21 protein-coding genes are annotated in these 25,484 nt (G+C 64.4%); all 21 read right to left on the reverse strand.

Translation table 11 applies throughout. The features are described 5' to 3' along the window. Positions 1 to 135: 135 nt before the first annotated feature. On the reverse strand, positions 136 to 3,039 hold the full coding sequence (locus APH27_RS22190; protein WP_060485926.1) for a TIGR00180 family glycosyltransferase: 2,904 nt from the start codon (positions 3,037 to 3,039) through the stop codon (positions 136 to 138). Between the two features lie 55 nt (positions 3,040 to 3,094). Continuing rightward, positions 3,095 to 3,829, reverse strand: coding sequence for a cephalosporin hydroxylase family protein (locus APH27_RS22195; RefSeq protein WP_027921161.1), 735 nt, complete (start codon positions 3,827 to 3,829; stop codon positions 3,095 to 3,097). Next, the gene (locus APH27_RS22200) at positions 3,826 to 4,920 is read right to left on the reverse strand and encodes a class I SAM-dependent methyltransferase (protein ID WP_060485927.1); all 1,095 of its coding nucleotides are present in this window, start codon (positions 4,918 to 4,920) and stop codon (positions 3,826 to 3,828) included. Before APH27_RS22200 ends, APH27_RS22195 begins: the two co-directional genes overlap by 4 nt. Continuing rightward, positions 4,910 to 5,770 carry an NAD(P)-dependent oxidoreductase gene (locus APH27_RS22205; protein ID WP_177331709.1) on the reverse strand — a complete coding sequence of 287 codons (861 nt, stop codon included), beginning with the start codon at positions 5,768 to 5,770 and terminating at the stop codon, positions 4,910 to 4,912. Before APH27_RS22205 ends, APH27_RS22200 begins: the two co-directional genes overlap by 11 nt. A 5-nt stretch (positions 5,771 to 5,775) precedes the next feature. After that, complete coding sequence (locus tag APH27_RS22210) at positions 5,776 to 6,999, reverse strand: class I SAM-dependent methyltransferase (RefSeq protein WP_027921158.1); 1,224 nt, start codon at positions 6,997 to 6,999, stop codon at positions 5,776 to 5,778. Next, a complete protein-coding gene (locus APH27_RS22215; RefSeq protein WP_027921157.1) occupies positions 6,996 to 7,556 on the reverse strand; it encodes a dTDP-4-dehydrorhamnose 3,5-epimerase family protein in 561 nt (186 codons plus the stop codon). The genes APH27_RS22210 and APH27_RS22215 overlap by 4 nt, the downstream gene beginning before the upstream one ends. Then, positions 7,553 to 8,635: a CDP-glucose 4,6-dehydratase gene (rfbG, locus tag APH27_RS22220; protein ID WP_027921156.1), complete on the reverse strand. Its 1,083-nt coding sequence runs from the start codon at positions 8,633 to 8,635 to the stop codon at positions 7,553 to 7,555. The genes APH27_RS22215 and rfbG overlap by 4 nt, the downstream gene beginning before the upstream one ends. Next, positions 8,617 to 9,390 carry a glucose-1-phosphate cytidylyltransferase gene (gene rfbF, locus APH27_RS22225; RefSeq protein ID WP_027921155.1) on the reverse strand — a complete coding sequence of 258 codons (774 nt, stop codon included), beginning with the start codon at positions 9,388 to 9,390 and terminating at the stop codon, positions 8,617 to 8,619. The genes rfbG and rfbF overlap by 19 nt, the downstream gene beginning before the upstream one ends. 428 nt (positions 9,391 to 9,818) lie before the next feature. After that, positions 9,819 to 13,400 carry a glycosyltransferase gene (locus APH27_RS22230; protein ID WP_060485929.1) on the reverse strand — a complete coding sequence of 1,194 codons (3,582 nt, stop codon included), beginning with the start codon at positions 13,398 to 13,400 and terminating at the stop codon, positions 9,819 to 9,821. 117 nt (positions 13,401 to 13,517) lie between these two features. Next, positions 13,518 to 15,089 (reverse strand): flagellar hook-associated protein 3, encoded by a 1,572-nt coding sequence (locus tag APH27_RS22235; RefSeq protein WP_060485930.1) that lies wholly within the window; start codon positions 15,087 to 15,089, stop codon positions 13,518 to 13,520. 13 nt (positions 15,090 to 15,102) lie between these two features. Next, positions 15,103 to 17,151 (reverse strand): flagellar hook-associated protein FlgK, encoded by a 2,049-nt coding sequence (flgK, locus tag APH27_RS22240; protein ID WP_060485931.1) that lies wholly within the window; start codon positions 17,149 to 17,151, stop codon positions 15,103 to 15,105. A 12-nt stretch (positions 17,152 to 17,163) separates the two neighbouring features. Then, positions 17,164 to 18,330, reverse strand: coding sequence for a flagellar assembly peptidoglycan hydrolase FlgJ (flgJ, locus tag APH27_RS22245; RefSeq protein WP_027921151.1), 1,167 nt, complete (start codon positions 18,328 to 18,330; stop codon positions 17,164 to 17,166). A gap of 11 nt (positions 18,331 to 18,341) precedes the next feature. Continuing rightward, entirely contained in the window at positions 18,342 to 19,451 is a 1,110-nt protein-coding gene (locus tag APH27_RS22250) for a flagellar basal body P-ring protein FlgI (protein ID WP_027921150.1), read from the reverse strand. 12 nt (positions 19,452 to 19,463) lie between these two features. After that, complete coding sequence (flgH, locus tag APH27_RS22255) at positions 19,464 to 20,159, reverse strand: flagellar basal body L-ring protein FlgH (RefSeq protein WP_027921149.1); 696 nt, start codon at positions 20,157 to 20,159, stop codon at positions 19,464 to 19,466. Positions 20,160 to 20,220: 61 nt separating this feature from the next. After that, positions 20,221 to 21,006: a flagellar basal-body rod protein FlgG gene (flgG, locus tag APH27_RS22260; protein ID WP_027921148.1), complete on the reverse strand. Its 786-nt coding sequence runs from the start codon at positions 21,004 to 21,006 to the stop codon at positions 20,221 to 20,223. 47 nt (positions 21,007 to 21,053) lie between these two features. Then, positions 21,054 to 21,794 carry a flagellar basal-body rod protein FlgF gene (gene flgF, locus APH27_RS22265; RefSeq protein ID WP_027921147.1) on the reverse strand — a complete coding sequence of 247 codons (741 nt, stop codon included), beginning with the start codon at positions 21,792 to 21,794 and terminating at the stop codon, positions 21,054 to 21,056. A 228-nt stretch (positions 21,795 to 22,022) separates the two neighbouring features. Beyond that, positions 22,023 to 22,208 (reverse strand): hypothetical protein, encoded by a 186-nt coding sequence (locus APH27_RS22270; protein WP_027921146.1) that lies wholly within the window; start codon positions 22,206 to 22,208, stop codon positions 22,023 to 22,025. 135 nt (positions 22,209 to 22,343) lie between these two features. Continuing rightward, positions 22,344 to 23,696, reverse strand: a complete 1,353-nt coding sequence (gene flgE / locus APH27_RS22275; RefSeq protein WP_060485932.1) for a flagellar hook protein FlgE — start codon at positions 23,694 to 23,696, stop codon at positions 22,344 to 22,346. A gap of 31 nt (positions 23,697 to 23,727) precedes the next feature. Continuing rightward, the gene (gene flgD, locus APH27_RS22280) at positions 23,728 to 24,435 is read right to left on the reverse strand and encodes a flagellar hook assembly protein FlgD (RefSeq protein ID WP_027921144.1); all 708 of its coding nucleotides are present in this window, start codon (positions 24,433 to 24,435) and stop codon (positions 23,728 to 23,730) included. A 15-nt stretch (positions 24,436 to 24,450) separates the two neighbouring features. Continuing rightward, on the reverse strand, positions 24,451 to 24,894 hold the full coding sequence (gene flgC, locus APH27_RS22285; RefSeq protein ID WP_027921143.1) for a flagellar basal body rod protein FlgC: 444 nt from the start codon (positions 24,892 to 24,894) through the stop codon (positions 24,451 to 24,453). A gap of 3 nt (positions 24,895 to 24,897) precedes the next feature. After that, entirely contained in the window at positions 24,898 to 25,305 is a 408-nt protein-coding gene (gene flgB / locus APH27_RS22290; RefSeq protein WP_027921142.1) for a flagellar basal body rod protein FlgB, read from the reverse strand. Positions 25,306 to 25,484 lie beyond the last annotated feature (179 nt).

The raw sequence follows: 25,484 nt of genomic DNA on the forward strand, positions 1-25,484 counted from the left end.
TAGGGGCGGCGCCATCGACTGACGACGGCGCCCGGTTGCAGGGTCAGGCCAGCGCGCAGCCTACAAATTTCTGACTCGCGCGCGTTGTACCCCAGCTCGAAGCAAGATACAGGCCAGCCCCGCAACCCGCCGTTTTCAGCCGATCAGCCCGACCCAGTCCAGCGCCGCCTTGGCAGGGGCCAGCACCTGGTGCTGGGCCGCCCCTTGCCACTGCGCCGACCATTTGGCGCTCAGCGCCGCCAGCAGCGCCGGGTCTGAGGCCACCTCGCCGGGGTGAATCACCTGTACCTGCGGTGTCCAGACCGTCAGCAAGCCAGCTGCAGCGGCTTTCAGGCACAGGTCAACATCGCCGAACGCCTGGGCAAAGGTGGTTTCGTCCAGGCCACCAAGGGCCTGGAACACCTCGTTGCGAACCATCAGGCAACTGGCCGAGACCGCCGCACGGTTCTGCTCCACAGCCAACCGGTTCAGGTAACCCGGCGCATTGGCCGCCTCGCCGGCGCAGGCTGGCGTGACGGCGCCTTCGGCATCCAGCATCAAGCCGGCCTGGGTGAGCTTGCCATCAGCATCCAGCAGCTTGCCGCCGACCACGCCCACCTCCGGACGCTGCGCCTGGTTCAGCAGCGCCTCTATCCAGTTGGCGTTGACCACTTCGGCATCCGCCGCCAGCAACACCAGGTAGTCGCCCTTGGCCTCGGCACTGGCAGCGTTGCACAGCGCAGCCGGGCTGAGGCGCTCGGCGCTTTGCAGCACGCGCACCTTGCCACCGGCCTGCTGCTGTTGCGCCAGCCATTCCAGCAACTGTGGCGACTGGCTGGCGTTATCGGCGATCAGCACCTCGTAGCGGGCATAGCGGGTGCGCTGCAGGATGCTCTTCAGGCAGCGCTGCAGTGCATCCAGGTTGTCCTGGCTGCGCAGCAGGATGCTCACCAACGGCCGCTCGACGTGCCGGTAGTCGATACGCAAGGTACCGGCCACCGGGGTACTGACCTGGGCCTTGTAGCCACGGCTCGCCAGGTGCCGGATCAGGGCCTGGCGGGCATGCTCGCTGGCCGAGGCTTGCGGTGCCGGCGTGATCAGCACTGGCTCGTCGAGGTGGGCCAGGCCATTGAGGCCGCCAGCCTCGATCAGGCGCAGCAGCAGGTCGAACTCCAGCGCCTGGTCGTACTGTTTGTCGAAACCGCCCGCCTCCACCAGCACTTCCCTACGCAGCAACCAATGCCGCGCCATCAGCGCGGGGTTGGTCTGCAGCAGGTCGAGGTTGACCCCCGGACGCAACAGCTCACGCCAGGCGCCATCGGCCTGCTGCTGGATCTCGTCGACCGCGACCGCACGGCAATCCGGTGCGTTGAGCAGTTCGAGGCTGGCGCGCAACAGGCCGGTTGCAGTGAAACGGTCACCGGCCTCGGCCAGCAGCAGCCATTGGCAAGAGGACTGCCGGGCGAGCTGGTTGATGCGCTCGACATAGTCCTCGCGGCTGACCTTGATGAAATGCAGGGTGTTGTGCAGCGAGGTGGCCATCGGCGGCTCACCGGTGGTGAAGACCATGATCCGGAAGGCCTTGCTCAGCCCGGCCAGCAGGCTGTCGAACGTGTCCTGCAACGCGGCCTGGTTGTTGTTCAGGTCCAGCAGCAGGATACCGAACTGCGGGCCGCCCTGGTGCAGCGCCAGGTGTTCGTCGATCGCGGCCAGTGCCGTGGCATCTGGCTTGCGCGCCTCCAGCCAGTCGAGCAGGCGGCCTGAAGGCATGCTGCCGAGCAGCTCGCGGCCGCTTTGCTTCAGCACAGCTTCCAGGCGCGCCAGCCAGGCGAACAGTGCCTCGCTCTCATCGGCTTCGCCGTTGTCGCGCAGGTGCCCGGCCAGGCGACGCACCACCTCGCGGTTGAAGGCGTTGTGCCCCAGGGCAGCCCAAAGGCGGCTGCCGACGGTGCCCGGGGTGTCGCTGGCATGGGCTTGCAACAGTTGCTCCTGGCGCAGCAGCAGAGGCTCCAGTTGCTGCAACTGCAGGCGACCGGCCGGCATGGCATGAATCAGAAATTCGAACGCGGTGAGCTGATCGAAGAACGCCTGGTTGTAGAAAGGCAGCTCGACATACTGGGCCGGCTCGAAGGTGCGCACTGGCGGCTTCAGCGGGTCGGTCCAGCTTGACCCCCAGACCAGGTCCAGCGTCACCGCCCGCCCCTGGAACAGGCCTTCGGCCATGGCGGCAAAGCTGTCCAGGGCCAACTGGCGCCGCGCCGCATGGTCCAGCCCCTCGATAGCGGTAGGCAGGCCGGCGAGGAAATCGGCGAACTGTTCACGCTCGGCCACCGACTTGGCGTCGGTGAAGGCCAGCACATGAATGACCTCGGTCCGATGCTCGGAAACACCGTAGTTGGTTTCACGCACGGCATAGGCGATCGGCAGGACCCGCGCCTTGGCGTTGGTCAGCAGGAAGTAGGCATGGCCGATTTCCTGCCACTCGAAGCTGGTGTTCTCTGGCAGCAACTCGAACCACTGGCGCAGCAGCGCGGTACGGGTGACGGCAAAAAACGGCGGGAGGAATTCGCCCATGTAATCCAGCAGGCGCTGTTCAGCGCGCGGGGCGTCATAGTCTTCGCGAACCTTCTTGTTGCGCCGGTAGTAGTTGACCTTGGTGGCTTCGGCCAGGTAGTTCAGGCAGTAGCCATGGCAGATGCCGTAATCCGGGTTGGCGTCGAGGAAGTCCAGCGACTGGTTCAGCCCGTCGAACAGCAGGAAGTCGTCATCGGCGGCAAAGGCCATGTACGGCGTGCTTACCCGGTTCACGCCATAGGTCAGCTTGGCCTGGAAGCCCATGTAGGAAAACTGCGGCAGGTGCAGGTACTCGACGCCCGGGTACTGCGCTGCCATCGCTTCGGCCGACTCGGTCGAGGAGTCCAGCACGAGGATCGAGCACGGGTAATCGCTGTAGTACTGCAGCGTGCGCTGCAGGAACGCCGGCCGGTTGTGCGTCATCAATACCAGCGTGAACCGCTCACGCAGCGTGGCTGCCTGGTCTGCCGCGAAATTGCCTTGCATAGTCTTCACCACCATTGGCGTTGCCGCCGAAGAAATCGAACCGTTGTTGAGTGTCTCAGCGAACCCGGCGCAGGTAGCCGTCCGGTGCCACAGTGACCAGCAGCTTGTTCTGCAACGGGTAGTCGATCTCGAAGCTGTCGTTGCCCTTGAGGTACTCCCAGACCGCGGTCTTGGGGTTGTCGCCATGGCCCCACGGGCGATCGGGGAAGAAGTCGGCCGGCATGTCCTCGACCACGGTGTCCATCACCACGCAGTAGCTGCCCACCGCCACCAGCGGCGCATACAGTTCCAGTTCCTTGAGCACGTGCGCGTGGGTGTGGTTGGAATCGAGCACCAGGATGACCTTCTTGCCTTCGGCAATTGCGCGGACCTGCGCAGCGATGCCGGCGTCGATGCTGGAACCTTCGATCATGCGCACGCGCTTGCTCATCGGGTGCGCCTCGATGGCCTCACGGTTGTGCGGGCGGATGTCGATGTCGATGCCCAGCACCTCGCCGTGGCCCTGCAGCTCCAGCAAGGATGCGTAGTAGAGGATCGAACCGCCGTGGGCGATGCCGCACTCGATGATCAGGTCTGGCTTGACCTGCCAGACGATCTCCTGCATCGCCATCATGTCCTGGGGGAGCTGAATGATCGGCCGGCCCATCCAGGAGAAGTGGTAGGTGTACTTGTGCGCGGCGGACTGGTTGAAGAAGTCGCGGGCCACTTGCTGCAGTGCCTGGTCTTCACCCTGGGCGGCGATTTGCGCGGTGCATTCGGCTTCGAAGGCCTTGATCGGCGAGTCGGTCATTGTGCGGTCTCGGTTGGCAGGTGTGTGAAATCAGCGCTGTCGACGGCGTGGTAAGTGAAGCGGCCTGCGGTCATGCGGCGGATTTCATCGAGGTAGTTGGAATTCATCACGAACAGGTGCGCACCGTCCGGCAAGGCGTCCAGCGCCTCCTGCGGCGAGCTTACCCGGGCGCCGCTGAGCGGCAGATAACGGCCCTGCTTGGCCGGGTTGATGTCGATCACCCAGTCCACCGGCGCACCGGCGCGTTGCAGGAACAGCGAATAGATCACGCCTTTGGACGAGGCCCCCCAGATCGCCGAACCGCGCCCGGCGTCACGCTGCACGATGCCCACGGCGTGGTCCAGGCTGGCGCTGAAGTCGGCTGGCAGGGTCAGTGGCGGCACCGGCTGCAGCGTGGTGCGCAGGCTGGCGAGGTCGGCGACGATGTACAGGTACTGGCCATCGAACAGGTGCCCGGCCTCGGCGACCGTGCCAAACAGCCGGCGCAGGTCGTCCAGGCGGAAGTAGTTGACGTGCTCGTAGAACAGGTCGAACCAGGCCTTGTGCTCGATGATCCAGTCCAGGCACGGCACCTCGATGTAGATCTGCCCAGCCCCGCCGTTGGCGTCGGCGATGGCGGCCAGGAACGCCTGCGGGTCCTGGATGTGCTCAAGCACATGGCGCAGCACGATGCCCTCGGCCCGGCGATTGAGCGCGCGGGTAAACGGCGCCTTGACCACGTCCGGGCTGTCGCCCTCATAGGCCGGGTCGATCCCAGTGACGGCATAGCCACGCTCGCGCAGCAGTTCGAAGAACCAGCCCTTGCCGCAACCGACCTCAATCAGGCTGCGCCCCTTGAAGTGCCGGGCGATCACGCCTTCGACGTCGTCCAGGTGGCGCTGGAAGCGCGCCGAGTGGCCCTGCTCGTTCTGGTAGTCGCTGTCGTAGCTGAGCTTGTCGGCATCGAAGGCGTCGTTGTAGACCAGGCCCGTGCGGCCATCCTGTACCAGGCGCATGTCGGCACTGGCCGAAGCGCGCGCCGACGCCGCATCGGCGAAGGTGCGGTTCTGCAGCACCGGCAAGCCGGTGGCGCGGTATAACTCATGCTTCATCACAAGCCACTCCCAACAGTGCCCGCAGCCGGCGGGCATCACCCCAGAACGCCATGGGTTCGTGGGCCGGATAGGGGTAATGCCCCAGGTTCAGCGCGATCTGCGCGCCGCGCTTGGCGACATGCGCCTCGACCAGCGTACGTACTGATATCGGCTGACCGCTGCAGCAATTGACCACCCCGCTGAAATCAGTCCGTTCAAGCAGGCCGGCCAGGTAACCAGCGGCCGTTTCGATGGGCAGGAAATCGCGCAACTGCTCCCCGCCAGACATATCGAACCGTGGCTGCCCTGCATCAATGGCCCGGTCCAGCGCCGCCAGCAGGCTGTTGGGGTTCTGGCCTTCACCGAACAGGTAGAACAGCCGCACCCATTGCAAGGCGAATGGCTGCTGCCGGGCCAGGCTTTCGAGGAACAGGCGCAGGCTGTGCTTGGCCAGGCCGTAGGGGTTGCCCGGCTGGCAGACCAGCGACTCGCCCAGTTCGCCGTCCTGCAGGCCGTATTCCAGGCAGGTACCGGTAACCTGCACACGGGCAACCCCGGCTTGCACCACACGCTGGATGAACCTGTAGTCGGCCATCAGGTTGTGCTCCAAGTGGAACAACCCCTGATAGTTGGGCAAGCCGGGCCAGGCCAGGTGCACCAGCGCATCGACGCCTTCGCACAGCGCGCCGACGTCCAGCTGCGGGTCATGCACATCGGCGCCGACGAACTCGACCTGGTCGAACCACGGCATCGCCCGGGCAGCATCCACGTGGCGCGCAACGGCACGCACCCGGTGGCCGCGCGCCAGCAGCGCGCCGACCAGGTGCCGGCCGACAAAACCACTGGCTCCGGTAACCAGCACGGTCAGGCAGCTCACAGGATGGTCAGCTCCGGCACGGCGATCACGAATCGCCCGCCCCACTCACGCACCTGTGCCTGCTGCTGGCTGACCTCCTGAAGCAGGTTCCACGGCAACACCAGCACGTAATCGGGCTGTTCGATGGCCAAGCGCTCCGGGGCCACCACCGGAATACGGCTGCCCGGCAGGAACTTGCCCTGCTTGTGCGGGTTGGCGTCGGCCACCCAGGCCAGCAGGTCAGGCTTGACCCCGGCATAGTTGAACAAGGTGTTGCCCTTGGCCGCCGCGCCGTAGCCGACCACCCGTTTGCCTTCGGCCTTGGCCTGCAGCAGGAAGCGCAGCAGCTGGTGCTTGATGCGTTCGGCGGCCGGCGCCAGGGTGTTGTAGAACGCCGCCGTGGTCACCCCTACCCCCAGCTCGATGCCGAGCAGGTCATCGACACTGGCGCGGCGCACCTGCGGGCCGCCAGCGCGCTGCACGAACACCCGCAGCGAGCCGCCATGGGTCGGCAGCTCACTGACATCGAAGATCTCCAGGCCGTTGCGCTGGCACAGGGTGTTCACCGCAGTCAGCGACAGGTAGGAGTAGTGCTCGTGGTACAGGGTATCGAACTGATGCGCGGCCATCAGGCAGAGCAGGTGCGGGAATTCGAACGTGGCGACGCCATCGGCCTTGAGCAGGGTCGCGAAGCCGCGCAGGAAGTCATTGATGTCCGGCACGTGGGCCAGCACGTTGTTGGCCGCCATCAGGTCGGCCGACCAGCCCTCGCCCGCCAGCGCCTCGGCCGCCTGCTGGCCAAAAAACACTTCGCGGATTTCGAGCCCCTTTTCCCGCGCCGCCTGGGCGGTGCTGCGGGTGGGTTCCACGCCCAGGCATGGGATGCCGCGCTCGGCCACGTACTGCAGCAAGTAGCCATCGTTGGCGGCGATCTCCACCACCCGGCTCTGCGTGGTCAGGCCGAAGCGCTCGACCATCTGCGCCACGTAGTCGCGGGCATGGGCCAGCCAGGAGCTTGAGTAGGAACTGAAGTAGGCGTAGTCGGCATCGAACAGCGCATCGGCGCGGGTGTAGTCCTCGGTCTGTACCAACCAGCACTGCTCGCACACCGCGACCTTCAACGGCACCCAGGCCTCGGCCGCGCCCAGTTGCTCGGCACGCAGGTAGGCATTGGACGGCGGCGCGGTGCCCAGGTCGATCAGGGGCAGGCTCAGGCAAGTACCACAGCCACGGCAATTCATGGACACACTCCGGTGAACGATGGGGCCAGCCAGGGATGCTCGGCATCCCTGGCTGACAGATTCTTGACAGCCAGCGGCCAGCTGATGGCCAGCCTTGGGTCGTGCACCGACAGCCCGCCCTCGCGGCCCGGGGCATAGTCGGCGCTGTGCAGGTAAAGCAGTTCGGCTTCGTCGCTCAACACCTGAAAACCATGGGCGAAGCCGGCCGGGATCAACAAGCTGCGCCCATCCCCGGCCTGCAGGTGCTCGGCATGCCAGTGCAGGAAGGTCGGCGAGCCCTGGCGCAGGTCTACCGCCACATCCCAGACTTCACCGCGCAGGCAGGTGATCAGCTTGGCCTCCGGCATGTCGCCAAGCTGGTAGTGCAGGCCGCGCACGCTGCCCTGCCCGACGGTATGCGAATGGTTGATCTGGCGCACATGGAACGGCGCCCCCAGTGCGCCCAGGCTGGTTTCGCAGAACAGCCGGGCGAACTGGCCGCGGGCATCGCCGTGGCGCTTGTGCCGGACACTGAACAGACCGTCGAGGGGCAAGGCGTGCAGCAGCAGATCAGTCACGACAACTCCGCGTACAGGTTCAACTGGTCAAGGGTGACGGCACGCATGTTGTCGCCGCGCTGCCAGGCCAGGTGCCAGTCCAGGGTGTGCTTGAGGCAATCGTGCAGCGACCAGCGCGTGCGCCAGCCCAGCAGCTGTCGCGCACGCGAGCTGTCCAGGCGCAGCAGGCCAGCCTCGTGCAGCTCGCTCGGTTCCACGTGCATGCCCGGTGCCTGCGGCCACTGGCGGGCGAGATGCGCCACCACCTCGCCAACGCTGCACATGTCCTGCTCAGCGGGCCCGAAGTTCCAGGCACCCGCGTAAGCCGGGCCTTGGCGATACAGGCGCTCGGCCAGTTGCAGGTAACCGGCCAGCGGCTCCAGGGCGTGCTGCCAGGGGCGCACGGCCTGGGGGTAGCGCAGGGTCACAGGCGTACCCGCCGACCAGGCCTTGAGTACGTCCGGGATCAGCCGATCGACCGCGAAGTCGCCACCGCCCAGCACATTGCCGGCGCGTGCGGTCGCCAGCGCCAGGCCATGTTCGGCATGTTTGTCCGCCGGGAAGAACGACGCGCCGTAGGATTGCGCCAGCAGCTCGCAACAAGCCTTGCTGCTGCTGTACGGGTCATGCCCGCCAAGGGCTTCGTTCTCGCGGTAAGGCCAAGGCCACTCCTGGTTGGCATAGACCTTGTCGGTGGTCACCAGCACGCAGGCCCGCACGCCACCGACCTGGCGCATGGCCTCCAGCAGGTGAAGGGTGCCCATGACATTGCTGGAGTAGGTACCCAGCGGGTCGCGATAGGCTTCGCGCACCAGCGGCTGCGCCGCCAGGTGCAGGACGATTTCAGGCTGTGCCTCGGCCACGGCGTCGAGCAGCGCACCAAGGTCTCGCAGGTCGCCGCGCACATCGGTGATCTCGCGGCCGACCTGTGCCAGCTCGAACAGGCTGGGCTCGGTTGCCGGGTCCAGGGCAAAGCCTGTGACCTGCGCGCCCAGTTCACGCAGCCAGAGGGCCAGCCAGCTGCCCTTGAAGCCCGTGTGCCCGGTCAGCAGAACACGCTTGCCCTGCCAGAACGCCGGGCTCAGTCCCATTGTTTCCATGGGGCCTCCCCGGTTTGCCACAGGTGCTCCAGGTGGTTCTTGTCGCGCAGCGTGTCCATCGGGTGCCAGAAGCCGTCATGCTGGAAGGCATTGAGCTGCGCCGCTGCGGCCAGCCGGGCGAGCGGTTCGGACTCCCAGGAAGTCTGGTCGTCGTCGATGTAGTCGATCACCTTGGGCGACAGCACGAAGAAGCCGCCGTTGATCCAGCCGCCATCGCCACGGGGTTTTTCGACGAAACCGCGCACCTGCTCACCGTCGCGCTCCAGTGCGCCGTAGCGCCCCGGGGGCTGTACGGCGGTTACCGTGGCGAGCTTGCCATGGGCCTGGTGGAAGTCCACCAAGGCGCCGATGTTCAGGTCCGAGACGCCGTCACCGTAGGTGAAGCAGAAGGCTTTTTCGCCCGCCAGGTAGCGCGCGGCACGGCGCAGGCGGCCGCCGGTCATGGTCTCTTCACCGGTGTCGACCAGCGTGACACGCCATGGCTCGCTGTAGTTCTGGTGCACGTCCATGCGGTTGGCGCGCATGTCGAAGGTGACGTCGGAGGTGTGCAGGAAGTAGTTGGCGAAGAAATCCTTGATCGCGTAGCCCTTGTAGCCCAGGCAGATCACGAAGTCATGGATGCCGTGGGCCGAGTACTGCTTCATGATGTGCCAGAGAATTGGCTTTCCGCCGATCTCGATCATGGGCTTGGGCTTGAGATGGGACTCCTCGCTGATACGCGTGCCCAGTCCACCGGCCAGAATTACCGCCTTCATGTTGTCCCCTCTTGTTCGTCACCGGCCACGGATCGTGTGACTGCACGATTTATGGCGATATGACAGGGGGCTTGCAGGAAACGCGCCAGCTGGTGGTTTTTGTTTGATGTGAGTTGTTTGGCGTGAATTGTGTGGCGCCTGGGAGATCGAGCGCCGCCCGCGCGGCGCATCGCGGATAAATCCGCTCCTACATTTGTTGCAACGTGGCCATGCCTGTGAGGCCATGGTTGTCAGCCTTGTTGGCATGACGGGATTTCGAGGTGGGCATTGATGCCGCCTCACATGCCTCGAGGCATGCACCAAGGCTGGCAACCATGGCCTGTCAGGTTCGGCACGTTGCAACAAATGTAGGAGCGGATTTATCCGCGATGCGCCGCGCGGGCGGCGCTCGATCTCACAGGCACCACACGACGAACGTCAGGCCCCAATCAGTTCGGCATCCACCCGCTGTACCAATGCTGCACATGCTCTTCGCGCAGCACATAATCCCGCAGCACTTCCTGCTTCAAGCGGTCACCAAGGCGGTAGCTTTCGTCCGGGTCGGCCAGGTGCATGCGAATTGCCTCCAGCCACTCCGCCGTGCTGTTGGTCTTGATCCGCGTGCACGGCAGGTAGCCTTCATAGGCACGGGTGTCGGTGACGATCACCGGGTAGCCGCAGGCCCCGTACTCCAGCAAGCGCAGGTTGCTCTTGCAGTCGTTGAAGATGTGATACTCCAGCGGCGCCAGGGCCAGGTCCAGGTTCAGGCTGGCCAGCTTGGCCGGGTACAGCTCCAGCGGTACCGGCGGATGGAACTCGCTGATGTAGGGCCGCAACGCCGGCGGGCACATGCCGAAGAACACCCATTCGACCTCGTTGGCCAGGGTCTTGACCACCTCGGCAATCACTTCCAGGTCACCGGTGTGGCTGGTGCCTCCACCCCAGCCGACCCGCGGTTTGCGAGAGGCCCGGCGCTGGCTGCGCAAGCTGGTCCAGAGCTCCTCGGCCAGCATGTTCGGCATCACCCGGATATCGCTGTGGGCATCATGCAGGGCATCGGCCAGTGCCTGGGTCGAGACCACCAGCCGGTCGCAGCGCTCGATCCCCCGGCGCAGCGACCGCTCCAGATCCTTTGGCGTGTGCTTGAGGTGGCCGTTCTTCTTCGGCACGTCGATCACGTAGTCGTCCAGCTCGTAGATGCAGAAGCCCTTGGAGAAGGTCTTGAGCCGCTCGATCTCCTTGACGAAGCCCTCGGTATAACGCCCCTGCAGAATCGCCACGTCCGGCGAGCAGCGCTCCAGTTCGATGCTGGAGGGAATCTCGAAGTACTGTTGCTGGGTGACCCAGCCTGCCTTCTCCAGCTCAACCACCGGCTGGATCACCCGGTAATGGCCGACGGCGGTCTTGTTCATCGGCAAGGCCAGCACGTGGGGCAACGGCCGGCTGACGAATGGCGTCCAGGCGGCCTTGAGGCCAGGATCCAGGCAGAAGCTGGAACCGTTCAGCGACAGGTTGATGTTGTAGGCCGGGTCACGCGCCACCACCGGCATCCAGGTACGGAAGAACGCATCATGCTGTTCCACCAGCCGCGCCTGGCGCTCGGCCTCGCGCTGTGGATCAGGCGCTGGCGCCGCTGGCGGGTCGAGGATCAGCCGGGCATCGGGCGCCCACACCACCAGGTAACCTGCCTCACCCAGGCGCAGGCCCAGGTCGACATCGCTGAAGGCAAGGCTGAAGGCGCTGTCGTCGAGCCCGCCCAGCTCCAGGAACAACTGCTTGCGCACCAGCAGGCAGTCGGCACCGACCACCGAATAATTCTGCGCCACCTGCAGACGCTGCATGTAACCGCCCGCCTCCATGGGCTCACCGACAAACGGCGAGCCCACGGCGCCCCGCAGGCCCAGTACGCCGCCAGCATGGACGATCAGGCCGTGGCCATTGCACAGCTTGGCGCCAACTGCGCCGACTTCATGGCGCTGGCCATGGCTGAGCAGGGCGTCGAGCCAGTCGGGCTCGGTGGCCAGGGCGAACGGGCTGAGCATCAGCAGGTACTCGCCCCGCGCCTGCTGCGCGGCCAGGTTCTGCACGGCGGCGAAGCTGCTTTCCTGGTCCAGCCTCAACACCCGCAACTTGTCGCCACCCAACTGTTCCAGAGCGGCCAGCCAGGCGTGGGTATCCGCACCCTGGCTGGCATTGTCGACAATCAGCACTTCGTAATGGGCGTAGGCCGTGTTCTGCAGCACGCTTTCCAGGCAGCGCTCCAGCGCCGGCAGCTGGTCCTGGGCACTGAGCACCAGGCTTACCAGTGGCTGCGAGGCGTGCAGGTAACGAACCTGATTGATCGCCCCGCCGCTGTTCTGCAGCCGATAAGCCACACCCAGACGTGCCAGGTGGGCCGCCAGTACCTGCGGGTTTTCCTCGATCACCGCCGGCGAGGACAGCCAGGCGGCGTAGCTGAATGCACTTTCGCCCAGCACTTCCGGGATGTGCTCGATGGTCTGCGGGCCGCGGCTTTCAACCAGGCGCCAAAGCAGGTCGTGGGGCGCCAGCTCGCGGTAGCCGGCAGCGAAACCGCCCAACGCGTGCAAGGCCTCGCAGGAAAACGCCAGCATGCGGCCGGTGTAGGGGTAGCCGCGCATCAGGTCGAGGTTGAAGTCGGGCTTGAACACCGGCTCCACCGACGCTTCGTTACGCAGGCCACCTTCGTCACCGTAGCAACAGGCGATCTGCGGGCGCGACACGATCCGCTCGGCCAGCAACATCAGGCTGAAGGCATTGAGCCGGTCACCGGCACGCAGCAGGTAGACCCAGTCGGCGCCATCGCGCTGCGCGACCAAGGTGTTCAGTTGCACGGCCCAGTCGGCCTGCAAGGGCTGGCTGTCGACGCGGCCTTCCAGGTTGGCGGCCAGGCGCGCGCTGGACAGCACCAGGGTCGCCTCGGCGGCATAGGCCTGGCCGGCAATGCTGTCCAAGGTCACGTGCAGGGCCTGGGCATCGCCGTCGCTGTCGATCACCACCGGCACGATGCGCGGGCGCTGCGGCCAGTGCTCGCTCAGCCGCATCAGCCGCGCCAGCACCAAAGGGTCCTGGCGACAGGCCAGCCACTTGGCGTACAGCTCGGCGAAACTGTCGCTGTCGCTGCCGACATGGGACTCCTGGATCGCCTGCAGGCAGCGCAGGGTATGGACCAGGAACAGGTTCTCCCACGTGCGTCCGGCGTCTCGCTCATCGCCCTGCAGGATCTGCACACGCACCCAGCCGGAGAACGGCTCGCGCTCGGCGACGCGGGCCGCGAACATGTCACGCAGGTGTTGCGCCTCGCCGACCGCTGCCGCCTTGACCTCGCTTTGGCGACGCAACTGGTCGGGATGAGTCCGCTCCATGCAGTGCACCCCGGCAGTCACCCCCAGGTGGCCACGACGCAGCAGGCACACGAACAGCACGAAATCGAGCATGGCCACAAAGCCAGGGGCCAGTGCCGGTAGCAGTTCGCGAAGGTCGCTGGCGCGCAGCAGCACGCTGCTGAGCCCGCCGATGAAATTGAGCTGGCGGGTCTCGAAGAAATCCAGCAAGTCGTCGCCGTTGAACAGGGTATCGCCAAAGGTGACCGGGCTGGTCTCAAGGCGTTGCGGCAGGATGTGGTCCTCGGCATCCACCAACTGGCGCCTGGCCGCGACCAGGCTGACATCGCCATGGGCCTCGAACAGCCGCACCTGGCTGGAAACGCAATCGGCCATCAGCCGGTCATCGTCGCAGAGGAACTTGATGTAGTGCCCCTGGCTTCGTTCAAGCCCCTGCTGCAGGTTGCCGGCAAAGCCCAGCGGCTGCGGGTTGCGCACATACATCAACGGGTGACGGGCCAGGCTGCGCAGCTCCTCGACCACCGCCTCGATCTGCGAGCCCCGGCTGTCGTCGCAGACGATGACTTCGAGATTGTCGTAGTCCTGCGCCAGGGCACCGGCCAGGGCGGCACGGAAGAACTCAGGGTTGCTGGCGGGGATGACAAGGCTGACTAGGGGGGCTTGGCTCACGAGGAAATCTCTCGACAGGTGACTGCCCGCGGAGAATTCAGAACAGTCGCTACCAGGTTGGAACAACGCACCATCCCCCTCCTCCGGTCAGGAGAAAGGGGACGGCAACAGGCGCACTCAGAGTGCGTTGAACAGGCTCAGCTGGCTGATTCGCGCAAACGCCTGCTGGGAGGCTTCGAGCGTGGTCTTCTGCTGGGTAAGGCGGATCAGCACCTCGGCCGGGTCGGAGTCGCGGATCGACGACTGCGTGGTGCTGTTGGCGATGCTCAGGCTTTCGTTGGTGTTCTGCTGGATCTCCAGCGCCTTGCCCCGCGCACCGATATCGGTAACGGCGCGGCTGAGCGTGTCCTGGCCGCTCTGAATGTTGGCGATGGCCGAATCCAGGTCGGCACGCAGCTGCTGGTAGGCCGCATTGTCGCCGTCGATCGGCTGACTCAGGGCGGTGCGCAGCTTGGCCACGCTGTCCAGGACGTTCTGTGTCTGGTGGTTGTCGACATTGACCATGTACTGGTCACCAGACTGCTGCGGTGGGGTGCTGCTGAACGTGAAGTCCACACCCGCGGCCGAGGCGACGTTGCCCGCCATGGTGCCACTGGCCACCGGCCGGCTGTCGGCGGTCAGCGGCTGGGCATACAGCTCGAAGTCGGTGGCGCTGGTGAACTTGATCACCGCACCGCCGCTCGGGAACATCGCCTTGTACTTGTTCTGGTCGGTGACGTTGATCGAAGACACCTGGGCGCTCGACGGGTTGCCTGGGCTGCGGGTGGCGGTGATGGTGTCCGGCTTGCTCTGCAGGGTGAAGGTATGGCCTGCCACGGCGGTGTCCGGGACATCGCCATCCTGCAGGTTGATGTTCAGGCGCAGATCCACGCCACGGAAACTGACCATCGAGCCGCCTGTGGTGTTCGGGTCGAAGCTGCCACCCTGGGTGGCTTCGGCGGTGACGTCGTTGCCCTGGCTGTCGGTGATGCTGAACTTGGTGCTGCTGAGCAGGGTGATGGTGTACGGCTGGCCACTTCTGAAGCGGTCGTTGTAGGTCACGCTACCCGAGACCTGGCCATTGGACAGTTTCACCCTGCCGTCATCCACTGCCGGCGCGGTCATGCTGGTGGACGTGCGGCTGGTGTTCAGGGCCTGCTCGAACACGCTGTAACCGGAGCTGTTGCCGGCCATCTTGAGCATGTCGCCGACCTGCAGCTCTTGCTGGGTCTGGTCGCCCTGGTAGGTGTAGGTGCCATCGGCATTGCGCACGAACGGCGCGGTGTCGGTCTTGGACCCGGCGAACAGGTACTGGCCGTTCTCGTCGCGGCTGTTCATCAGGCTCAGCAGCTGGTCTTCCAGTTGGCCCAGTTCGGCCGCCTTGGCCTTGCGTTCGGTGTCGGTATAGCCGGCGTTGCCCGACTCCAGCGCCAGCTCGTTCACCCGGGTCAGGATGGTGTTGATCGAGTTGAGCGTGGTCTCGGTCTGGTTCAGCGAGTTGGTGATGTTGGTGGCGTTGGTCTTGTACTGCGCCAGCATGTCGGCCTGGTTGCCCAGCTGCAGCAGGCGCGCTGCCCCCACCGGGTCATCGGCTGCGGTGTTGACGCGCACGAAGGAGCTGGCCTCCTCGTTGGTCTTGATCACGTTGGAATAGTTGCGCTGGTAGTTTGCCGCGCTGGACGCATAGAACTGGGCCGTGGAAATACGCATGGGTCAAGACTCCTTAAAGCGCGGCGATCAGGGTGTTGAAGATTTCCTGCGCCGCCTTGATGATCTGCGACGAGGCCGTGTAGTACTGCTGGTACTTGACCAGGTTGCCGGCTTCTTCATCCAGCTGCACACCCGACACCGAATCACGGGCGCCGGTTGCCTGGGTCAGGATGACGCCGGTCGCCTGGGAGTCCATCTGGCCCTGCTTGGCCTGTGCCCCGACGTTTTCCACCAGCTTGCCGTAGGCATCGGTGATGCTGATACCCTTGGTCGAACCGATGTCCATGGTCTGCTTGGTCTGCAGCTCTTGCAGGGACAGCGCGTTGCGGTTGTCCGAAGAACCGGCGCCGGTCAGCGACACGGTGAAGCTGTCGCCGTCCTTGGGGGCGCCGGCGACATCCATTTCGAAGCTGAATGACTTCTGATTGCCATTGGCATCGTTGATCGGGTTGCCTGCGGAGTCGACCATCGGCACATCGAACTTCAGGGTGTTGCTCTGCCCCGGGACGAAGGTACCGGTGCCAATGCTGTTGCCCTTGGCATCGAAGGCTTCGTAGCTCTGCGGCGAGGTGGTTTCGTTGCCGAACACCAGGCGCACGGGCGTGGAATACTTGATGCCGGTCTGCAGCTCCTGGCGCTGAGCCGGGTCGGCGATATCCAGCACCGAAGTCAGCACCGGCTGGGTAATCACACCGGTCCCGGTATTGCCGCTGCCCGAGGTGGCGGTCAGCGGCGCGGCCAGCGCCAGGCGCTTGGCGTCGGTCAGCACCACGCCGATCTCCGCCGAAGCATTGCGGGTCGGGGTGATCTTGAAGCTGTCGCCCACCGCCGCGGTACCGCTCTTGAGGTCGAGGCTGAAGCCGTCGATCACCGGCGCCGGGTCGTCATTGGTGCTGTAGGTGCCCATGTCGGTGCCGTCAGGCAGCTTCTTGACCTGATACTTGTCTGCGCCCGGGCCGACGAAGGTCACCTGGTAGTCACTGGTGCTCAGCTTGCCGGTGTCACGGATGACAACGTTCAGCGCGGCGCTGCCGGTGTTGCCGGCCTTGGGCGTGCTGCGCGCGGACATGGCCTTGTCGCTGTTGATGTCACCAAACAGCGCCGCGCCGAAGTCACCATTCTTGTCGATGCCCTGGCCGAGCTGCGAGTTGATCTGCTGCGACACCACCAGCGCGATACGGCCCAACTCGTTCATCGCCGGTGCCAGGGTTTCGCTGCGGTAGCGCAGCAGGCCGCCCATTTCGCCACCGCTGATGCTGCTGGTGACATCCATGGTGGTGCTGCCACGATCGAGCTTGACCGAGAACTGCGTCGGGTCGGTGGCGCTTGGCTCGGCGCTCATCTTGTTGGTGGTCTTGCCCAGCACCAGCGACTGGCCGTTCTTCAGGTAGACGTCGATGCTGCCGTCACGCTCGACGGTCTGCACGCCCACCAACTCGTTGAGCTGGCGCACTGCCTCGTTGCGCTGGTCGAGCAGGTCGTTCGGCTGGCCTGTGTTTGCCGAGACCCTGGAGATCTGATCGTTCAATTGGGCAATGTTGGAAGTCAGTTCGTTGATCCGCGAGGTCATCGAGCTGAGGTTGCCGTTGATGTTGCTGTTCTGCTCCTTGAACTGGGCAGAAAGGCTGTTGAAGCGGCTGGCCAGGGCCTGGGCATTACTCAGCAACAGCTGGCGCGAGGCATCCTCGGTCGGCTTGTTGGCGGCGCTTTGCAGGGCAGAGAAGAAGTTGGTCAGCGCGCCGGTGATACCGGTGTTGCTGTCGGACAGCAAGTTGTTGAGCGGCGTGACCTGGTTCAGGTAGGCGGTGCTGTCGCTGTTGAGCGAGGTGGCGGTCTGCAACTGAGCATCCAGGAAGGCGTTGTACACCCGACGGACATCGCCCAGGGTGGTGCCGGTGCCCATGAATACCTGGCCTTCCTGGAGCGAACCCTTGGCTCGCTGGACGTTCTGCTGGCGGGAATAGCCGGCGACATCGGCGTTGGCGATGTTGTTGCCGGTGGTATGCAGGCCCGCCTGGGAGGCCGACAGTCCCGACATGCCAATATTGATCAGACTCGCCATGGTTCCATACCCTTAAAGTTTCGTTGTGGTACCGAGCATTGCGTAGCTCTCGTACGACTTCATCTGTCTTGCGATCTGCGAGATCTTGCTGGCGTAGTTCGGGTCGGTGGCGTACCCGGCCTTTTGCAGTTCTCGCACGAATTGTTCTGGGTTATCGGCCGACTTCACCGCATCTTGATAGCGCGAATTGTTCTGCAGCAGGCTCACCAGGTCGTGGAAACTGTCCTGGTACGAATCATAGGAACGGAACGCTGCCGTCTCCTTGACGAACCGCCCGTCACGGAATTCGCTGGTGATCGCCCGCGCCGAATCTCCTTCCCAGTTGCCACTGGCCTTGATGCCGAACAGGTTGTGGCTGCTGCTACCGTCACTGTTGCGCATGACCGACTTGCCCCAGCCGGTTTCCAGGGCGGCCTGAGCCACCAGGTAACGCGGGTCGACACCAATGCGCTTGGCGGCCTGCTCGGCCATCGGCAGCATGGTGGCGACGAATTCGTCGCTGTCGGCAAAGGCCTTCTTCGGCGCCAACGGCGGCTGCGCCACGGCGCGGCCGGTGATGCGCAGGCCGTTGTCCGGGATGGCGATGGCCTTGGCCAACTGCTGCCCGTCACGGGCGGGCACGGCAGCGGTATTGGTGGCAGCGGCCGGGCTGGTGGCCGAGGGCACGATACCGGCCAACAGGCGGTCGGTCAGCTTGCCTGGCAGCGCCAGGCGCCGCGAATTGAGGGCAGCGACGTCGTTGCGCGCGGCCGTGGACTGGGTGGCATGCACCGGGTCGGCCACCTTGTTGCCCCACAACGTCGGCGCGGCGCCATCGACACGCGGGAACGGGCTGGTGTTGGCCGGGGTGCTCTTGTTCTTCGACAGCTGGCGCACCAGCACGTCCTGCAGGCCGATACCGCCACCTTCGCGGGACATGCTCACGGCCAGCTGCTGGTCGTACATGTCGCGGTACTGCTTGACCGTCTCGGAGTTCATCGGGTTGTCGTCGGCCAGCACATCGCTGGCCTTGCGCGAGGCCTTGAGCATTTCGCTGATGAACAGCGACTCGAACTCCTGGGCCACCTTGCGCACGTTGGCGTCACTGTCGCGATCACCGTGCTTGAGCGAGCTCAGGCGGTTGAGGTCGGTGTAGGCACCGCTGTCGGCGTGACTGGAGACCAGGCTTTTCGAATTCATCCGTGGCGTCCTCAGATCACGATCAGGTCGGCCTGCAAGGCGCCGGCCTGTTTCAATGCTTCAAGGATGGCCATCAGGTCGCCCGGTGCCGCGCCGACCTGGTTCACCGCGCGGACGATCTCATCCAGCGTGGTCCCCGGGCCGAATTTGAACATCGGCTTGGCTTCCTGTTCGGCATTGACCCGCGAGCGCGGAACCACCGCCGTCTGGCCATTGGAGAATGGCCCCGGCTGGCTGACGATCGGGTCTTCGGTAATGGTCACGGTCAGGCTGCCGTGGGTCACCGCCGCCGGCGAGACCTTGACGTTCTGGCCGATGACGATGGTGCCGGTGCGCGAGTTGATGATGACCTTGGCCACGGCCTGGCCCGGGTCGATCTCGAGGTTTTCGAGGATCGACAGGTAGTCGACGCGCTGGCTCGGGTCCATCGGCGCGGTGACGCGCACCGAGCCGCCGTCCACGGCCTGGGCCACACCAGGGCCGAGCAGGTCGTTGACTTTGTCTACGATGCGCTTGGCCGTGGTGAAGTCCGGGCGGTTGAGGTTAAGGGTCAGGCTGTTGCCCTGGTTGAAGCCGCTCGGCACGGCGCGCTCGACCGAGGCACCGCCAGGAATACGGCCGGCCGACGGAACGTTGACGGTGATCTTCGAGCCGTCACGACCTTCGGCATCGAAGCCGCCGACCACCAGGTTGCCCTGGGCGATGGCGTAGACGTTGCCGTCGATGCCCTTGAGTGGGGTCATCAGCAGGCTGCCGCCGCGCAGGCTCTTGGAGTTGCCGATCGACGAAACGGTGATGTCCACCACCTGGCCCGGCTTGGCGAACGCCGGCAGGTCGGCATGCACCGATACCGCGGCGACGTTCTTCAGCTGCACGTTGCCGGAGCCTGGCGGCACCTTGATGCCGAACTGCGACAGCATGTTGTTGAAGGTCTGCAGGGTGAACGGCGTCTGGGTGGTCTGGTCACCCGTACCGTTGAGCCCCACCACCAGGCCATAGCCGATCAACTGGTTGGAACGCACACCAGAGATGCTGGCAATGTCCTTCAGGCGCTCGGCGTGGGCACCGAACGCGCAGGACAGGAGCAGGGTCGCGGCAATCAGCTGCCTAACGTTGAACATGTTCATCCGTACTCAGAAGGGCCAAAGCGGGCTCATGAAGAAGCGGTCCAGCCAGCCGGGCTGGCTGGCATCGGCGAACGAACCGGTGCCCGAATAGGTGATGCGCGCATCGGCCACGCGGGTGGACGGCACAGTGTTGTCGGTGGCGATGTCGTCGGCGCGGATCAGGCCGGCGATACGCACCAGTTCTTCACCGGTGTTCAGGGTCATCCACTTCTCGCCGCGCACGGCGATGATGCCGTTGGGCAGCACCTCGGCGACAGTAACGGTGATCGAGCCGGTCAGGGTGTTGCCCTGGGTGGCCTTGCTGTCGCCCTTGGTGGTGCGGTCACCGCTGTAACCCGCTTCCAGCGACAGGTCGCCGCTGCCAAACGGGTTGTTGGTGTTCGGGTTGGAGCCAAACAGCGAAGTCAGGCCGATGTCAGCCTTGCTGTTCTTCTGGATCTGCGAGCCTGCGTTCTTGCTCGCCGAGGTGCGTTCGTTGAGGGTGATGGTGATGATGTCACCCACGCGGAACGCTTTGCGGTCGGTGTACAGGCCCTGCTCGAAACCGGCCTGGTAGATCGAACCGTTGTTGGCTGCGGCCGGCAGCGGGGTGCGCGGCAGAACCGGCGCATAGTACGGGTCGTTCGGCTTCGGCGTCGGCGCGACGCAACCTGCCAACACAACCGCCCCCCCCAGGGCGAACACAGACAACAGACGCTTCATGACACTTACCTCACGGTGTAACGGGAGTAGAACCTGGACCAGGGCTTGCAACTGCCGGGCTTTAGAGCTGCTGAGTGACGAACGACAGCATCTGGTCGGCGGTGGAGATGACCTTGGAGTTCATCTCGTAGGCGCGCTGGGTGGTGATCATGTTCACCAGCTCTTCCACGGTGCTGACGTTGGAGTTTTCCAGGGTCTGCTGCAGGGTGGTGCCGAAGCCGTTCAGGCCAGGGGTACCGACCTGTGGCGCGCCACTGGCAGCGGTTTCCAGGAACAGGTTGTCACCAATCGCCTGCAGGCCGGCCGGGTTGATGAAGTCGGCGGTCTGCAGGTTGCCGATGACTTGGGCAGCCGGGTTGCCGGCGGTGGTGATCGACACGGTGCCGTCCTGGCCGACAGTGAAGGTCTGGGCGTCGTTCGGCACCACGATCGCAGGCTCCAGGGCAAAGCCCTGGGCGGTGACGATCTGGCCATCGGAGTTCAGGTGGAAGGTACCGTCACGGGTGTACGAAACGGTGCCGTCCGGCTGCAGCACCTGGAAGAAGCCACGACCGTTGACCGCCATGTCCAGCGGGTTTTCGGTGGTCTGCAGGCTGCCGGTCTGGAAGTTCTTCTGGGTGCCGACAATGCGCACACCGGTACCGACTTGCAGGCCCGATGGCAGCTCGCTGTCCTGGGTCGACTGCGCGCCTGGCTGACGCTTGATCTGGTACAGCAGGTCGGCGAACTCGGCGCGGTCACGCTTGAAACCGGTGGTCGAGACGTTGGCCAGGTTGTTGGAAATGACGGTCAGGTTGGTGTCCTGGGCGGACAGGCCGGTTTTAGCGACCCAAAGAGCCGGAAGCATCAGTATTCTCCTCGTGCGCCTGTTTTACGGCACCCGTTCAAAGTTGGTTAGCCGATTTGCAAAACACGCGCCATGGCTTCATCGCCTTCCTTGGCCGCGTTCATCATTTTCACGTGCAGCTCGAACTGGCGGGACAGCGCCAGCACCGAGGTCATTTCTTCCACGGCGTTGACGTTGCTGCCTTCGAGGAAGCCCGATACCACACGCACATTGACGTCGGCGGCAGCCGGTTGGCCGTTCTGTGTGTGGATCAGCCCGTCCAGGCCCTTGGTCATGCTCTTGATGTCCGGGTTGACCAGCTTGATGCGGTCGACCTCGGCCATCACCCGCGGGTCTTCGCCCATCGAGCGGATGCTGAGGGTGCCGTCGGCACCGACCTCGACCTTCTGCTCTGGCGGAATGGCAATCGGGCCACCGTTGCCGATGACCGGCATGCCGTTGCCGGCGCGCAGCACGCCAAGGGCATCGATGTTCAGGCTGCCGGTGCGCACGTAGGCTTCGCTGCCATCCGGCGCCTGCACGGCGATGAAGCCCTGCCCGGCCACGGCCACGTCCAAGTCACGCCCGGTCTCGACCATCGGCCCTTCGCTGAAGTCGGTGGCCGGGCGTTCGGTCATGGCAAATGCCCGCGACGGAAAGCTGTCACCGAACACCGGCATCGAGCGAGCCTGCTCCAGGTCGCGCTGAAAGCCATTGGTGGAAACGTTCGCCAGGTTGTTGGCGTGGGCCTTCTGCGCCAGCGCGTTCTGGCTGGCGCCGGTCATGGCCACGTAAAGCATCTTGTCCACAGTCATCCTCCGCTGCACTGACGATCGTTTGCCGCTCGCCGCTGCTGTGCAGGCTCTAAAGCAAGTTCCGAACCAACTTTTTGAATTCACGAAAAAGCCCGTGAATACGGGCCTTTTCGGGGTTTTGCGATTAGCGTGCCGCCGGATATCCGGCGCCGGGTTGCCGATAGCGGCAAACCTGTACCGGCCTCTTCGCGGGCAAGCCGCGAAGAGGCCGGTACAGGTGAATCAGGGCTCGCGGCAACCGCCATTGCTGTAAGGGCCGGCGAATTTCCTCCAGCCATCACCCGGCGACCACTGCGAGCACACCAGCCGGCCATCCGCCTGGCTTTCCCAGCGCCACCAGGGCGCGGTGCCGGCCTGGGCCTGGTACAGGCAGAAAGCGGCGATCAGCGTGATGACCAGTTTGTGCATGCTTCCTCCAGGTCGCCGGGAGCGCTTTGCGCCCCTTTCGCGACACAAGGCCGCTCCTGCCAGGCACTGCGTAATCCTGTGGGAGCGGCCTTGTGTCGCGAAAGGGCAGCGCAGCAGCCCCCTACCCAGCGACCATCAGGTCATCTGGATGATGGTCTGCATGATGGTGCTTTCGGTGGAGATGGTCTTGGCGTTCGCCTGGTAGTTGCTCTGCGCCTTGATCAGCTCGACCAGCTCCTGGGTCAGGTTGACGTTCGAAGCTTCCAGCGAGTTGGACTCGACGCTGCCCAGGGTGCCGGTCTTCGGCGAGTCGATGCCGGGAATGCCCGAAGAATAGGTTTCGGTCCAGCGCGTGCCGCCAATTTGCTGCAGCCCCTGCTCGTTGGCAAAGCTGGCCAGGGCCACCTGGCCGATGGCGCGAGACTGCTGGTTGCTGAAGCTGGCGAACATCACGCCGGTGGAGTCGATCGACAGGCTCGACAGGATACCGGTGGCATAACCATCCTGGGACTGCGACATGCGCGCGGTCTCGGTGTTGTACGAGCTGGTGCTGTTCATCGACAGGCGCATGCCGTTGGCGTTCTCCGCCGAACCGTTGGAGGCCCAGTTGCCTGCTGCGTCCTTGGCGGCCGGGATCCAGCCCTTGAGGGTAAAGGTGTTGTTGGTCACCGCCCACTCGGCGTTGGCCGGAGCACCCGGCGGAATGCTGGCCGGGTCGGTGGCCATGGACGCCACGCTACCGTCGGAGTTGAAGGACATGGTCGCTTCCAGCGGCGCAGTGGAAGTCGGGTCCATCGGGTTGCGACCGTCTACCAGGGTGTACATGGTCCACTGGTTCGTACCGGTCTTGCGGTAGAACTGCTCCATGGTGTGCTCGTTACCCTGACTGTCGTACACCTTGGTCGGGAAAGACTTGGTGTAGGTGGTGTCATCCGCCGGGTCGAACGTTGGGCCGGCAGGGGTGGCTCCTGGCAGCGGGATGATGGTCGCTTCGGAGTTCAGGTTGATGCCCTGGTCGATCAGGGTAGTGGCCTTTGGCGCAAGCGACGAGGTATCGATCTTCAGGTCGGTCAGCACGCCGCGCTTGATGTTGCCGTTCTCGTCAGCGGCATAGCCCTGCAGACGCAAACCGTCCGAGGTGACCACGTAGTTGTCCTTGCTGTTCTGGAAGGCGCCGGCACGGGTGTACACGCGCGCACCGTTGTCGGACAGCACGAAGAAGCCCTGGCCCTGGATACCCATGTCCAGCACATTGCCGGTGTTGTTGACGTCACCCTGGCTGAACTGCTGGGAAATCGCCGCCAGGCGCACACCGTTGCCGACCTGGTTCTTGCCCACGCCCAGGCGGTTGGCGCCGGCGTACACGTCGGCGAATTCGGCGCGCGAGGATTTGAAGCCAGTGGTGTTGACGTTGGCAATGTTGTTGCCGGTAACGTCCAGCTGCTTGTTGGCTGCGTACAGACCGCTAAGGCCGATATTGAAAGACATGCTGTTGCTCCTTTTTGCCGTTCTGTCGGCCTTAGATACCGATGGTTTGTACGTCGGACAGGGAAACCTTGCCCACGCCCGCCAGGTTCAGCACCATCTCGCCAGTGGTGTTGAAGCTGACACTGGTGACCTTGGCTGGCAGCAAGGTATTCATCTGCACCGCCTTGCCGTCCACCGTGGTGGTGGCAGTGAAGGTGTAGGTACCCGGGTCGACTTTCTCGCCCTTGTTATTGGTGCCATCCCAGATGAAGTCGCCGTAACCGGCCTTCTGCTCGCCCAGCTCGATGGTCTTGACGGTGTTGCCATCCTTGTCGGTGATGGTGACCTTCGCTTCGCTGATGGCCTGCGGCACTACAAACTGTGCATTGAAGCTGTCAGCGGTATCGACGATCGCCTTGTCGTTCTGCACGATCACCGAACGACCCACCAGCGAAGATGCCTGCAGCGCCTGCGACGAGGCCATGGCACTGGTGATCGCACTGACCGACTCGTTCAGCGAAGTAATGCCTTCAAGGCTGCTGAACTGCGCCAGCTGGGCGACGAATTCGCTGTTGTCCTGCGGATCCAGCGGGTTCTGGTTCTGCATCTGGGTGACCAGCAACTGCAGGAACGCATCCTTGCCCAGGGCCTGACCACCGGTCGCGGAACTGGTCGTGGAGGTTTTCTTGGTGCTGGAGCTGACACCGGACGCCGCGATGACGTCGTTGAGGTTCACACCGCTGCTGCTATCGACTGCCATGGTCTGGATTCCTTATCACTGACCCAGGGTCAGTACTTTCTGCATCATGTTCTTGGCGGTGTTCATCAGCTCGGCGTTGGTCTGGAACGCACGGCTGGCAGAGATCATGTCAGCCATCTCCTCGACCACGTTGACGTTCGGGTAGTAGACGTAGCCGTCCTTGTTCGCCGCCGGGTGGTTCGGCTCGTAGCGCGCTTCCAGGTTGCTCTGGTCTTCGACGATACCCTTGACCTGCACACCCTGCCCCGCTTCGCCCTGGTCCTCGAACAGCGACTGGCTGACGCCGCTTTGCGCGTTCTGGAAGGTGGTGGCAAACACCGGGTGGCGCGCACGGTAGGTCTGGTCGATGCTCGACGACACGGTCTCGGCGTTGGCGATGTTCGAGGCGACGGTGTTGAGGCGGGTGTTCTGCGCGCTCATGCCGCTGCCGGCGATGTTGAAAACACTGGAAAGGGACATGAATTACTCTCCGCGCAGGGCCGAAACCAGCCCTTTGAATTTACTGTTGAGCAAGGTGAAGCTGGCCTGGAAGCCGATGGCGTTCTCGGTGTAGTTCGACTGCTCGATCTGGGCGTCCACCGTGTTCTGGTCGATCGACGGCTGGGTTGGCACGCGGTATTGCACCGTGTCATCAGCCATCGCCAGGCCTTCGGCCTCGATGTGGCGGCTGTTGGTGCGGTCCATGGCGAAGCGGCCGCCTTGCTGCTTCTGGCTCTCGGCGGCGAGCACCGAAGAGAAGTCCATGTCACGCGCCTTGTAGTTGGGCGTGTCGGCGTTGGCGATGTTGTTGGCCAGCACTTCGGCGCGCTGGGCGCGGAAGCCCAATGCCTTTTCGTGAATGCCAAGCGCCTTGTCGAAACTGATGCTCATGTCGGGGAAACCTTCGAAGGTTGGCCGGAATTTCGTTGAGCAAGGTATAGCAAGGGCTGTGCCAGAATCCTCAAACCCCGGAAACACTGGGCTGCGACGCGGGTGACTGATGGCGCGATGCCAGAAAAGCGGCAAAGTGCTTCCGCCTGGCGAAGCGAAAGCGGCAATTGCCGGGCGGC

Source organism: Pseudomonas sp. NBRC 111123 (genome assembly GCF_001320205.1).
GTDB classification, from domain to species: domain Bacteria; phylum Pseudomonadota; class Gammaproteobacteria; order Pseudomonadales; family Pseudomonadaceae; genus Aquipseudomonas; species Aquipseudomonas putida_J.